This window comes from Novisyntrophococcus fermenticellae (genome assembly GCF_018866245.1).
Taxonomy (GTDB): Bacteria; Bacillota; Clostridia; order Lachnospirales; family Lachnospiraceae; genus Novisyntrophococcus; species Novisyntrophococcus fermenticellae.
On the sequence record NZ_CP076458.1, the window covers coordinates 1,398,115 to 1,411,355 of the forward strand.

10 protein-coding genes are annotated in these 13,241 nt (G+C 43.5%); 7 read left to right on the forward strand and 3 right to left on the reverse strand.

Going from position 1 to position 13,241, the window contains the following annotated elements:
- Positions 1–6 precede the first annotated feature (6 nt).
- The 7 genes from purD to KNL20_RS06295 all read left to right on the forward strand — a co-directional run bounded on the left by purD (position 7) and on the right by KNL20_RS06295 (position 8,722).
- Positions 7–1,278, forward strand: coding sequence for a phosphoribosylamine--glycine ligase (gene purD / locus KNL20_RS06265; RefSeq protein ID WP_230399751.1), 1,272 nt, complete (start codon positions 7–9; stop codon positions 1,276–1,278).
- A gap of 162 nt (positions 1,279–1,440) precedes the next feature.
- Positions 1,441–2,205 (forward strand): MBL fold metallo-hydrolase, encoded by a 765-nt coding sequence (locus tag KNL20_RS06270; RefSeq protein ID WP_230399752.1) that lies wholly within the window; start codon positions 1,441–1,443, stop codon positions 2,203–2,205.
- Positions 2,202–3,056: an NAD(+) diphosphatase gene (gene nudC / locus KNL20_RS06275; RefSeq protein ID WP_230399753.1), complete on the forward strand. Its 855-nt coding sequence runs from the start codon at positions 2,202–2,204 to the stop codon at positions 3,054–3,056. Before KNL20_RS06270 ends, nudC begins: the two co-directional genes overlap by 4 nt.
- Before the next feature lie 33 nt (positions 3,057–3,089).
- Complete coding sequence (gene truA, locus KNL20_RS06280; protein WP_230399754.1) at positions 3,090–3,833, forward strand: tRNA pseudouridine(38-40) synthase TruA; 744 nt, start codon at positions 3,090–3,092, stop codon at positions 3,831–3,833.
- An 8-nt stretch (positions 3,834–3,841) separates the two neighbouring features.
- Positions 3,842–4,510: an HAD family hydrolase gene (locus KNL20_RS06285; protein WP_230399755.1), complete on the forward strand. Its 669-nt coding sequence runs from the start codon at positions 3,842–3,844 to the stop codon at positions 4,508–4,510.
- A gap of 27 nt (positions 4,511–4,537) precedes the next feature.
- Positions 4,538–6,460: a DNA gyrase/topoisomerase IV subunit B gene (locus KNL20_RS06290; protein WP_331468337.1), complete on the forward strand. Its 1,923-nt coding sequence runs from the start codon at positions 4,538–4,540 to the stop codon at positions 6,458–6,460.
- Positions 6,461–6,484: 24 nt separating this feature from the next.
- Positions 6,485–8,722 (forward strand): DNA gyrase/topoisomerase IV subunit A, encoded by a 2,238-nt coding sequence (locus KNL20_RS06295; protein ID WP_230399756.1) that lies wholly within the window; start codon positions 6,485–6,487, stop codon positions 8,720–8,722.
- Between the two features lie 65 nt (positions 8,723–8,787).
- Here the strand turns inward: KNL20_RS06295 and KNL20_RS06300 are convergent, their stop codons facing one another.
- The 3 genes from KNL20_RS06300 to KNL20_RS06310 all read right to left on the reverse strand — a co-directional run bounded on the left by KNL20_RS06300 (position 8,788) and on the right by KNL20_RS06310 (position 13,224).
- A complete protein-coding gene (locus KNL20_RS06300) occupies positions 8,788–9,363 on the reverse strand; it encodes an N-acetylmuramoyl-L-alanine amidase family protein (protein WP_230399757.1) in 576 nt (191 codons plus the stop codon).
- 76 nt (positions 9,364–9,439) lie between these two features.
- Entirely contained in the window at positions 9,440–11,635 is a 2,196-nt protein-coding gene (locus tag KNL20_RS06305; RefSeq protein WP_230399758.1) for a DNA topoisomerase III, read from the reverse strand.
- Between the two features lie 266 nt (positions 11,636–11,901).
- Positions 11,902–13,224 carry a glutathionylspermidine synthase family protein gene (locus tag KNL20_RS06310; RefSeq protein WP_230399759.1) on the reverse strand — a complete coding sequence of 441 codons (1,323 nt, stop codon included), beginning with the start codon at positions 13,222–13,224 and terminating at the stop codon, positions 11,902–11,904.
- Between the last annotated feature and the right edge of the window lie 17 nt (positions 13,225–13,241).

The window sequence follows — 13,241 nt, forward strand, 5'->3', positions numbered from 1 at the left end:
AAAGTGATGAAAATTCTGATTATCGGAAGCGGCGGAAGAGAGCATGTAATTGCCTGGAAGGCAGCCAGAAGCCCAAAGGTGGATAAGATGTACTGTGCTCCCGGAAACGCCGGAATAGCGGAATACGCCGAGTGTGTAAATATTGGTGCCATGGAGTTTGAAAAACTGGCTGCGTTTGCAAAAGAAAAGGGAATTGATTTAACGATTGTAGGCATGGATGATCCGCTTGTGGGAGGTATCGTGGATGTATTTGAGACGCAGGGGCTTCGCATTTTCGGACCGCGGAAGGATGCAGCAATCCTGGAAGGTTCCAAAGCGTTTTCAAAGGACTTGATGAAAAAATATCATATACCTACAGCAGCATATGAAAACTTTACGGACCCCCAAAAGGCACTTGCCTGTCTTGAGACCGCAAGATTTCCAATTGTACTGAAAGCGGATGGTCTGGCGCTGGGAAAGGGTGTACTGATCTGCCAGAACCTGGAGGAGGCGAGGGAAGGTGTCCGGGAGATAATGCTGGATAAGAAATTTGGACAGGCAGGAAATCAGATGGTGATCGAAGAGTTTATGACAGGACGGGAAGTATCTGTACTCTCTTTTGTGGATGGAAAAACCATCAGGATCATGACCTCCGCACAGGATCACAAGCGGGCGAAGGATAAAGACCAGGGACTCAATACGGGAGGTATGGGGACATTTTCACCCAGTCCATTTTATACAGAAGAGGTGGATACATTCTGTAAACAATATATCTATCAGCAGACAGTAGATGCCATGGCGGCAGAGGGAAGAACGTTTCAGGGAATTATCTTCTTTGGACTGATGCTGACAGAAGATGGACCTAAAGTTCTGGAGTACAATGCCCGGTTTGGGGATCCGGAAGCCCAGGTGGTCTTGCCCAGGATGAAAAATGATATTATAGAGGTATTTGAAGCATGCATTGATGGCACATTGGATCGAATTGACCTGCAGTTTGAAGATAATGCGGCAGTTTGTGTGGTACTTGCAAGTGATGGGTATCCGGTTTCTTATGAGAAGGGATTTCCGATACACGGTCTGGAACACTTCAAAGGCAGTGAGGACTATTTCGTATTTCATGCCGGAACCTGCTTTAAAAATGGAGAAGTTGTTACAAACGGCGGAAGGGTCTTAGGTGTTACGGCTAAGGGGAAAGACCTGAAAGAGGCCCGGGAACATGCATATCAGGCTGTGGAGCTCGTGGAATTTCAAAACAAATATTACCGCCATGATATTGGAAAAGCAATTGATGAGGTTTGATACAAAGGAACTGCCGCCGGCAGTTCCTTTTATGTACTTTGGCGTTTATAACTGGAATCAAAACTTGCTGTTTTCACTTCAGTGTGCTATTCTAGTCTTACACAAAAGAAACAAGTGTTCTTAAATCTCTGTTTTTATTATAGATAGAAAGGTGGGATGCATATGCTGATTACTTATATAGAACATAGTGGATTCGCAGTGGAATGGGAAGAGTGTGTCTGGTTGTTTGATTATTACAGAGGAGAGATTCCCGCCCGGGATACAAAAAAGCCGCTCTTCATCTTTTCCAGCCATGGACACCGGGATCACTTTGTCCCTGAGATTTTTAATTTGTTTTCTGGCTATGAAAATGTACATTATATTTTGTCGTCAGATATTCAAAAGGAAGTTAAGAAAATCCCGTTGGGAAACATCCCAGATGGAATTCATTATATGAAACCGGGCGGCAACTTAAGTCTGGAGATCGGAGAGACTCAGAGTATGCAGATAAAAACTCTGGATTCCACAGACAGAGGAGTGGCATTTCTGATTGCTTATCAAGAGCAGTCTGTCTTTCATGCAGGTGATTTAAATGCCTGGGTATGGGAAGAGGATTCCAAGGCAGAGAAGCACGATATGATAACCAGGTATCAAAGAGAGGTTGATAAACTGATGCAGATTCCGTTAAATATTGCATTTCTGCCTCTGGATCACAGACTGGAGGACAACTATGATATGGGAATACATTATTTTATGGATCATGTGAATACGGAGTATATATTTCCGATGCATCTTTGGGGACGTTACAGCACAGTTACAAAATTCAGGGATTCCCTGCCGGGTACCGGGCAAAGAAGTAAGATTGTCAATGTAACGCATCCGGGACAACAGTGGGAATACGAAAAAGCTGAATTAAGAGAAATAACAGATAAAAGGAGATTGAGATGATTCAGGATATACAACCACATCGTTTTCATGTGGAATATACACCACAGGAGCCAGAGGAAAGCGATGTGGTATTGATTTACATGCGGGATCGGATTCTGGCTAAATATAAGGAGGGCAGGATAGAATACCCTTTGGTTTCAGATATCATGAGTGTCTTTCCCGAAATCGGGAAAAAAGCGAAATTTTTATTCAGAATTGATGATCAGGATTACTATGAACTGAGAAAACCGGAGATAGAAGAATTCAGTGATTGGAGCTATCAGGCTACGACAGTCTTAAGAGAAGCCAGTCCTATGTGGAAAGCTTTCGCCGGAATTACGGGATATCAGATTCATACCTGGTACAACGATACAAAGTTCTGCGGCCGCTGCGGTACGAAGATGAGGGCACAGGGAGTGGAACGGGCGATGGAATGTCCGGCGTGCGGAAAAGTTACATACCCGACCATTTCTCCGGCAGTTATTGTAGGAATTACCAATGGAAACAGACTGTTGCTGACCAGATATGCGGCCGGTCACAGTAAGCTTAAGAATTATGCACTCGTTGCCGGTTATGTGGAAGTGGGAGAAGTCCTGGAAGAGACGGTCCGCAGGGAAGTGATGGAAGAAGTCGGTCTGAAGGTCAAGAATATCAGATACTATAAAAGTCAGCCCTGGGCATTTACAGGAACAATTCTGGTTGGATTTTTCTGTGATGTGGATGGGGATGATACCATACATCTGGACGAATTGGAACTGAGCGAAGGGCAGTGGTTTGAACGTGAAGATATTCCGGAAAACAAACTGAATATCAGCCTTACCAGTGAGATGATACAATTTTTTAAATCGAATCCAGGCAACGAATTTCAATGAAATGTCTTTTTATAGAAAACTAAGGAGATTAGTATGAATTATAGAATGGTGCTTCAGTATGATGGCAGCAGATATGATGGATGGCAGAAGCAGGGAAACACAGGCAATACCATTCAGGGTAAACTGGAAGCAGTACTTAGCCGCTTTGCCGGAGAATCCGTGGAAGTTAACGGTGCAGGAAGAACGGATGCAGGGGTGCATGCTTATGGGCAGACTGCAAGCTTTCATCTGAAGCAGGAGGCAGAAGAAGAGGAACTTTGGAAGTATCTGAACAGATATCTTCCGGAGGATATAGAGGTTTTAGGCGTGGAAAGGGCACCGGAGCGTTTCCATGCCAGATTATCCGCTGTCCGCAAGACGTATATGTATAAGGTAGGTTTAGACAGCAGAAAACATGTATTTGACAGAAAGTATCTCTATCATTTTGAGGGAGAGCTGGATATAAAAGCGATGGAAGAAGCAGCCAGATATCTCAGAGGAACCCATGACTTTAAAAGCTTCTGTTCGAACAGACGTTTTAAAAAGTCTACGATTCGTACCCTTCATATGATTAAGATCGATTTAGATAAAAAAACGGATGTGATGAAAATCATATTTATTGGAGATGGATTTTTATACCATATGGTCAGAATTATCACAGGTACACTGCTGGAGGTAGGACAGGGAAAGCGCTCCCCCTCGGAGATTAAAGGGATTATCGAAGCAAAAGACAGAGAGGCCGCAGGCTTTACGGCACCACCGCAGGGACTGACATTGGTTTCGGTGGAATACGAATAGGAGAATTTATGCAGACTTACAAAGGAGCGATATTTGATCTGGATGGAACCCTTCTGGATTCCATGAATGTCTGGAGACAGATAGATGAAGATTTTCTGAGAAAGAGAGGGTTTGAAGTACCGCAGGACTATATGGCAGCCATCACTCCACTAGGAGCGAAAGCTGCCGCCGCTTACACGATTAGGCGCTTTAAGCTGAATGAAAGACCGGAGGATATTATGCAGGAGTGGATGTCCATGGCGCAGGACGCATATGCAACTCAGGTCATTTTGAAACCATATGTCATGGAATATCTGGAGCAGTTGAAAAGACTTGATATCCGGATAGCAGCAGCTACATCTTCAGAACGGGAACTGATGCTTCCTGCACTTAAGCGTACAGGCATACTGCCATATTTTGATGAGATTGTAACGGTCAGTGAAGTTTCAAGAGGGAAAGGGTTTCCGGATATTTATGAAAAAGCAGCGCTGCAGATTGGAGAAAAATCTCAGACCTGTGTGGTATATGAAGATATCATAGAAGGCGTACGCGGGGCCAATGAAGGTGGATTCTTATCCGTAGGGGTCTATGATCCGGAATCGGAATCCTCAAAGGAGGACATACTTAGAGAATCAGATGTATATATCCATGGATTCGATGAACTGATGGAACAGCATCGCGAATCCTATGATTTTTAAAAGAAATAAAATGTAAAGGTGATAATAATGGCAAAAGTAACTTATGATGCCAGCAGTATATCTGTGCTGGAAGGACTGGAGGCAGTCAGAAAAAGACCCGGAATGTATATTGGAAGCACGACAAGAAAAGGGTTGAACCATCTGATCTACGAAATCGTGGATAATGCAGTTGACGAGCATCTGGCAGGATACTGTGATAGGATACAGGTTACACTCGAGGCGGATGGTTCCTGTACTGTTTCGGATAACGGACGGGGAATTCCCGTAGGAATGCATGAGAAGGGGATGTCTGCGGAACGCCTGGTATTCACAACACTGCATGCCGGTGGAAAATTTGATAATCAGGCATATAAGACCAGCGGAGGACTGCACGGTGTGGGCTCTTCGGTGGTCAATGCATTGTCCAGCCATCTCGATATCAAAATCAGTGTGGACGGCTACATTCATCATGATTATTATGAACAGGGTGTGCCGAAGCTGGAGCTGGAGAATGGACTTCTCCCGAAGCTGGGAAGAACCCGCGAGACAGGTACCTGTGTGAACTTTCTTCCGGATCCGGAAATATTCGAAAAGACCCGGTTCTCTGCCACAGAAGTGAAGTCTCGTCTTCATGAGACAGCCTATCTGAATCCTGAGCTTAAGATTGTGTTTGAGGACAGGCGTGACGGTGTTCAGGAAACAATCGTCTTTCATGAACCGGATGGAATCGTGGGCTTTGTGAAAGATTTGAACAGAAAAAAAGAGGCTGTTCATGAAGTGATTTACTTTAAAGGAGAGAGTGAAGGAATCACTGTAGAAGTGGCACTTCAGTTTATCAATGAATTTCAGGAAAATGTACTGGGGTTCTGTAATAATATCTATAATGCAGAGGGCGGCGCCCACTTAACAGGCTTTAAAACCCAATTTACTACAATTATGAATAATTATGCCAGAGAACTTGGGATTCTAAAAGAGAAGGATTCCAATTTCACAGGGGCAGACATCCGTAATGGTATGACAGCGGTGGTTTCAATCAAGCATCCTGATCCAAGATTTGAAGGACAGACGAAAACAAAGCTGGATAACCAGGATGCAGCAAGGGCAGCCAGTAAAATTACGGGAGAAGAAGCAGTACTATATTTCGACCGGAATCTGGAGGTTTTAAAGAATGTACTGGCTTGTGCGGAGCGTTCGGCAAAGATTCGTAAGACAGAAGAAAAAGCAAAAACCAACTTGTTATCCAAACAGAAATATTCCTTTGATTCCAATGGAAAGCTTTCCAATTGCGAGAGCCGGGATCCTACTAAGTGCGAAATATTTATTGTGGAGGGAGATTCGGCAGGCGGTTCTGCCAAGATGGCCAGAAACAGGAATTTCCAGGCAATCATGCCGATTCGCGGAAAAATTTTAAATGTGGAAAAAGCTACAATTGACAAAGTGCTTGCCAATGCCGAGATTAAGACTATGATTAATGCATTCGGATGTGGTTTTTCGGAAGGATATGGCAATGACTTTGATATTACGAAGCTGCGTTATAATAAGATCATCATCATGGCCGATGCCGATGTGGACGGAGCGCATATTTCCACCCTGCTCTTGACCTTATTTTACCGGTTTATGCCTGAATTAATCTATGAGGGACATGTATATGTAGCAATGCCGCCCCTCTATAAAGTCATGCCTTCGAAGGGGAAGGAAGAATATCTGTATGACGATAAAGCGTTAGACAGATACCGGAAAAAACATAAGAATGAAAAATTCACTCTGCAAAGATACAAAGGTCTGGGAGAAATGGATGCGGTACAGCTTTGGGAGACTACGCTGAACCCCGGGAGCAGAATGCTGAAACAGATTGAAATTGAAGATGCCCGTCTGGCATCGGATGTGACAGAAGTTTTGATGGGAACCGATGTACCTCCCAGAAAGGCATTTATCTATGAGCATGCCCAAGATGCAGAATTAGATATCTAATTCCCGTGAGAAAGGTTGAATAGAATGGATGAACAGATTATAAAGACAGAATATTCCGAGCTTATGCAGAAATCATATATTGACTATGCCATGAGTGTAATTGTGGCGCGGGCACTTCCCGATGTACGCGACGGTCTGAAGCCTGTGCACAGAAGAACCCTGTATGATATGCAGGAGCTGGGAATTTATTATGACAGACCCTACCGGAAATGTGCCCGTATCGTGGGTGACACGATGGGAAAATATCATCCTCACGGTGACAGCTCCATCTATGACGCCCTAGTGGTGATGGCCCAGGATTTTAAAAAGGGTCAGACATTAGTCGATGGGCATGGAAACTTCGGCTCCATAGAAGGTGACGGCGCCGCTGCAATGCGTTATACGGAGGCCAGGCTTCAGAAGATTACACAGGATGTTTATCTGAAGGATATGGACAAAGATGTGGTCGATTTCATTCCGAATTTCGATGAGACAGAGAAAGAACCCGAGGTGCTGCCGGTAAGGATTCCCAATCTGCTGGTCAATGGTGCAGATGGCATCGCGGTGGGTATGGCCACAAATATCCCGCCCCATAACCTGGCAGAGGTAGTGGATGCCGTAAAGGCTTATATGAAGGATGAGGACATTACGACCAAAGGTCTGATGAAATATATCAAAGGACCTGATTTTCCTACGGGAGGAATTGTTGCAAATCAGGATGACCTGAGGCAGATTTATGAGACAGGGGCCGGAAAGCTGAAACTTCGGGGTAAACTTGCAGTAGAGAAAGGAAAGGCGGGAAAACAGTATCTGATTATCAGTGAGATTCCGTATACGATGATTGGCGCCAATATCAGTAAGTTTCTGAATGACGTTGCAAATCTGGTGGACTTAAAAAAGGCACAGGATATCATAGATATATCCAACCAGTCCTCAAAGGAAGGAATACGGATTATGCTGGAACTTAAAAAGGGAGCGGATGTGGAGCATCTGACCAATCTGCTTTATAAGAAGACGAGGCTTGAGGATACATTTGGTGTGAACATGCTGGCAGTTGTGGATGGCCGTCCGGAGACTTTAAGTCTTAAAAAGATTATCGAACATCATGTGGATTTTCAATTTGAACTATGTACCAGAAAATACCAGAATCTGCTGGCCAGGGAACTGGATAAAAAGGAAGTCCAGGAGGGCCTGATTAAAGCCTATGATGTAATTGATCTCATCATTGAAATCCTGCGGGGCAGTAAAAATCAAAAGCAGGTAAAGGACTGTCTGACCATGGGGCTTACTGATGGGATTAAATTCAAGACAAAGACCAGTGAAAAGGCCGCACGGAAGCTTAACTTTACCCAGAGACAGGCTGCGGCGATACTGGAGATGCGCCTGTATCGCCTGATTGGTCTGGAGCTTGAGGCATTACTGAAGGAACACGGCGATACACTGGAGAAAATCGCCCGCTATGAGGATATACTAAACAATTATGACTCCATGGCCAGGGTAATTATGGATGATCTGGACGCTGTTAAAAAAGAGTATGGAAGAAAGCGCAGGACTTTAATTGAAAATTCAGAAGAAATTGTCCTGGAAGAACAGAAAATAAAAGAGACAGAAATTGTATTTCTCATGGATCGGTTCGGATATGCCAAAACTGTAGATGTGGCTACCTATGAGCGTAATAAAGAATCAGCAGATACTGAGAATAAATATGTCTTTCGCTGTATGAATACCGATAAAATCTGTATTTTCACAGATCAGGGCAGGCTGCACATGGTAAAAGCTTTGGACTTGCCCGGAGGAAAGTTTCGGGATAAAGGAACACCGATTGATAATCTCTGTAATTACAGCAGTACCCGGGAACAGATGGTATTTGTCTCCAGCCTGGAACATATAAAACAGAATAAATTGGTATTTGTTTCAAAAAACGGGATGTGCAAGGTTGTAGATGGCTACGAATTTGATGTGTCAAAACGTACAGTTGCCGCTACGAAACTGGCAGAGGAGCAGGACTGCGTAATATTGGTGGGCATCTTTGATGAAAGCGACTATCTGGTATTGCAAAGCCACGGCGGCTATTTTCTGCGATTCCTCGCAAACGAGATACCGGAGAAAAAGAAAACCGCACTTGGAGTCCGGGGTATGCGGCTTAGCGAAGGGGACTATATGGAACACGCATATCTCTTAGCCAGCCGTATGGAATATGAGATAGAATATAAAGAAAAAAAACTTAACCTGAATAAATTGAAACTCGCAAAACGGGACACGAAGGGAACGAAAAAGCAATGATATATAGTTCTAAATAATATAAAAGAAGCCGCATTTTTTAAGCGGCCTCTTTTTAGGTTATCTTTTTATAAAATCTGAGGTAATCCAAGGTAATTGAGCAGCCCGACATAGATGCCATATGCAAACTGGTATTGATCATTAACCAGCTTCTGAACATCATCGTAATTCGAAATATAGCCAAGCTCAACTAATATAGAAGGCATCTGTGTGCGCCTTAAGACGTATAGGGCGGAATTGACCCGTACGCCATTGTTCTTTGTACCGGTTCTGCGGACAATTTCCAGAAGAACCTGTTCCGCCAGTTCTGCGGCGGGACTATCCAGATCATAGACATAGACTTCGCTGCCGTTTATTTCCGGGTTGGGGTTGGAGTTTACGTGTATACTGATAAAATAATCTGCCGGCCAGCTGTTCGCCATATACACACGCTCTCTTAAACTGGTGGCATTGCTGGTTCCAAGCACTGTCTCAGGTGTCGGCCTGGAAACACGTACTTCAAATCTTGGATCATTTGAAAGTATATTGGCCAGAAAAATCCCCACCATATAAGTGATATCCTGCTCCCTATAGCCGAAGCCTTCTGCGCCTGCATTAAAACCACTGGGATTATGTCCCTGATCAACAAAAATTTTTATTGCCAAAATCTTACCATCCTTCATATATTACTTCTCATGAATACTATATGCAGAAACGGCTTCCTGGATGAAAGATGGTAACTTAATTTAGCTTCATGCCTTTCAACGCATCAGCAAACGCGTTGTTGAGCGGTTTGGCGGCTTCTTTCTTTTGATTTGCCATATATTTTGCCACATCCTTCTTTGTTACTCCGCCACCTTCTTTCCTGCGGCGTTCCTCAAACTTGTCCAAACGTTCTTTATGACCACAGGAGCAGATAAAAGTGGCTTCTTCTCCTTTTCCATACATCTCCATACGCTTATGGCAGACAGGACAGCGGGCATTTGTGGTGCGCGATATGGTTTCACGGTAGCCACACGCACGGTCCTGACAAACCAGTAGTTTTGCGTTTTTACCATTAACAGATAACAGACGCTTTCCACATTGGGGACATTTTTTGTTGGTCAGATTGTCATGACGGAAGGTTCCCTCCTCCGACTTTATCTCATGGATAAGATCCCCGGTATAGGTACGGATTTCGGACATAAAATCCTGATGCGCAAGCTTCCCTTTTGCTATATCAGAAAGCTTCATTTCCCAGCTTGCCGTAAGCTCCGGTTTTTTTAAATCTGCCGGCACCAGCTTCAGCAATTGCTTTGCCTTGCCAGTCAGCAGGATTTCATTGCCTTTCTTTTCGAGCAAAAAACTGTTAAAAAGTTTTTCTATAATATCTGCTCTGGTAGCCACGGTTCCAAGCCCTCCTGTTTCCCCCAGGGTTTTTGCCATCCGGATATCCGAAGACTCCATATAGCGGATGGGATTTTCCATGGCGGAAAGAAGCGTTGCTTCCGTAAAACGTGCAGGCGGTTTGGTTTTTCCCTCCCGAATTGTGACCTTTGAATCAAAAAAAATCTGACCCTGCTGCAGAAGAGGGAGAGTCTGCTCTTTCATATCCTCATGAGCTTCATCCTCCTCATCAGGATTCTGCCCGGACTCGTATATCTCCCGCCATCCATTTTCTACAATTCTTTTCCCCTTTGCTGTAAAGGTTTCTCCGCCTGAAAGTCCTGTCAGAGTAGTTTCTTCGTAGATACATGGAGGGTAGAGTACACTGATGAATCTACGGACAACCAGATCGTAAATTCTTCGTTCTTCCACAGACATAGCATTCAGTTGTACGAATTGTTCCGTTGGAATGATTGCATGGTGATCCGATACCTTACTGTCGTTTACAAATGGCAATTTTCCCGATAATTTCATCTGTTTTGCCTTAGCAGCAAAAGTCTTATACGGACCCACAGCTATGGCTTCCAGACGTTCTCTTAGGGTAGGGACGATATCTGCAGTCAGATATCGGGAATCCGTACGGGGATAGGTGAGAACTTTATGAAACTCATAGAGACGCTGCATGATATTCAAGGTCTGTTTGGCTGAGTAACCAAAGCGTTTATTGGCATCCCGCTGTAGTTCTGTCAAGTCATAGAGTAGTGGGGCATAAGTCTTTTTATCCTTTTTTTCTACCTTTGTAAGTTTAAATTCCTTATGTGTAATCCTGCTTTGTATTTCCTGACTGCGTTCTTTGGAAAAAATCCTGGTTTCCCCGGTCTTTCCATCTTTCCACAGATAAGAAACACCTCCGGCCAAAGTGGAAATTGTATAGTAAGGTTTTGGCTCAAAAGCACGGATTTCATGCTCCCTTTTATCAATCATGGCAAGCGTAGGTGTCTGAACCCGTCCGCAGGACAACTGCGCATTATATTTGCAGGTCAGAGCACGCGTACAGTTAATTCCCACTAGCCAGTCGGATTCCGCACGTGAAACGGCAGCATGATAAAGCGTATCATATTCTCTGGAATCCTTAAGATGAGCAAACCCTTCTTTTATTGCTTTATCCGTAACAGAAGAAATCCAGAGGCGCTTGCAAGGTTTTTGATTATGCGCTTTATCAAGAATCCATCGGGCAACCAGTTCACCTTCCCTGCCGGCATCCGTTGCGATAACAACCTGGCTGATATCCTTTCTGTCAAGCAGCATCTGTATTGCATGGTACTGCTTACCAGTTTGTGGGATAACCTTGATTTTCAGCTTCGCAGGCATCAGGGGAAGAACTTCCAATTTCCATTCCTTATATTTTTTATCATAGTCTTCAGGATCCAACAAGGTAACCAGGTGGCCGAGCGCCCAGGTAACCACATACTGGCTGCCTTCTATACATCCGTTTCCATTCTGACGGCAATTAAGAACCCGGGCGATATCTCTGCCTACAGAAGGCTTCTCTGCAATGACTAATGTTTTCATGTTATTAACTCCTACTCTTTTTAAATGCATTCAATTTTGTAACAGTGTTGCGCAGATTTCGAGGAATTACGACTTTTTTCCTCACATTTCTGTCTTTTTTTCATATGATATGGTAAGAGATCATTCATAATAAGCAACACATGGTCTCTTACTCAAGTTCATCCTTCCTGTGTGAATAACGGATTCTCCATAAGGCGTCGGCGGCTTCGCCTTATGGAAAGGAAATAGGGAACAGCTCGTGTACACTCCATGGCTGTTCCCTGTTTTTAAACACGTTCTAAAGTCGCAACTGCTTTTTCATTATATTGGGAGGAAATGATGCCCCCATCTGACAGACGGGAATAGATTCCCTTAAATGCCCCATTATATACATAAAGTCCTGACATATTGGTATAGGATTTAAACGCCGCCTCCTGGTCCGGAAAATAAATATTTTCCGTCTGATAGGGAGGACAATATTCCTGATAAATATACCCTTTGTTAAAATGGCGTGTTACAATATCTGCCCAGTCATCGGGGTTATAATCAATGCCGGCAAAGACACCCCTGGAGGCATAAGAGTCCAGTGGTTTGATAATCCATCTGTCTTTTTCAGAGGTAATCTGTTCCAAAGTACAGTACCTGTCATCCATGAGATTGGTAGAAGGAATGTGTTCATTGACAAACAGCTGCTCCTCCTTTGTCAAAAGATGCAGTGTAGGTTCTTCACGTAATATCTTAAACAACCATTTATTATGGATGATTTGCGTACAGAAGGAGCCGATGGTGCATACATCCTGGTTTTTAACGGCCTTTATGAAGTCCTGTACCTCATCATAATGTTCCATAACATCTGTGGTTACAGCCCGGCGGTAAATGGCATCCACAGGATGGCCTGAAGGGGAATAAAGTACATGATTCTTATACTTCATCTCTGTAATTTCACAAATTTCACATTCACATCCATATTTTTGAAAACGTCTTTGAAATTCTTCGAATTCTGTGATGGAACAATGTTCGAGAAAATCCACAATCGCGATATAAGGCTTTCCGAGTTTTTTCTTTTCGTAAGTATCATACAGGGATAAAAAAGTTTCCACCCATGTGTCGAATAATTCGAACTGTCTGAATGCGTATTTTTCTTTCATATGCTTGTGAGCAATATTTAACTCCAGGGCCTGATTCAATACGAAATCTTCGTTCATGGCACTGGTTCCATCGGTGTTAATTTCACAAAATTTGAAAGAGTGAGTTTCTTCATTAAAGAAAATGTCAAATCTCGCAATAGGCAGAACACTGTCATACAAATTGGGAACCAGAATCAATTCCTCTAATTCTCTGGAAAACGGAAACAGCTTTCTGTATTCCGGATTATTCAGATACTCCTGGATGACCTTTGTAAATATGCGATAGGTAATCCTGACAATATTCTCATAGATTTGAACGGTATCTTTTGTAAAAACTTTAGGAACATGCAGTGTGTGAACACAACGCCCGTGATATGCAACGGAAGAGTGCTCCAGGTAGTCCCGCACGGCAAGGGCTGATGCGCGGTTTTCTTCAAAATGTTCTGATATATAAGATTGATATTCTTCTTGTATTGCTTTCATACTTAACTACTCCATTC

Bases quoted from the DNA above. Each gene is read 5' to 3' on its own strand.
- purD (WP_230399751.1), top strand. From the start codon at position 7: ATGAAAATTCTGATTATCGGAAGCGGCGGAAGAGAGCATGTAATTGCC.
- KNL20_RS06270 (WP_230399752.1), top strand. From the start codon at position 1,441: ATGCTGATTACTTATATAGAACATAGTGGATTCGCAGTGGAATGGGAA.
- nudC (WP_230399753.1), top strand. From the start codon at position 2,202: ATGATTCAGGATATACAACCACATCGTTTTCATGTGGAATATACACCA.
- truA (WP_230399754.1), top strand. From the start codon at position 3,090: ATGAATTATAGAATGGTGCTTCAGTATGATGGCAGCAGATATGATGGA.
- KNL20_RS06285 (WP_230399755.1), top strand. From the start codon at position 3,842: ATGCAGACTTACAAAGGAGCGATATTTGATCTGGATGGAACCCTTCTG.
- KNL20_RS06290 (WP_331468337.1), top strand. From the start codon at position 4,538: ATGGCAAAAGTAACTTATGATGCCAGCAGTATATCTGTGCTGGAAGGA.
- KNL20_RS06295 (WP_230399756.1), top strand. From the start codon at position 6,485: ATGGATGAACAGATTATAAAGACAGAATATTCCGAGCTTATGCAGAAA.
- KNL20_RS06305 (WP_230399758.1), bottom strand. From the start codon at position 11,635: ATGAAAACATTAGTCATTGCAGAGAAGCCTTCTGTAGGCAGAGATATC.
- KNL20_RS06310 (WP_230399759.1), bottom strand. From the start codon at position 13,224: ATGAAAGCAATACAAGAAGAATATCAATCTTATATATCAGAACATTTT.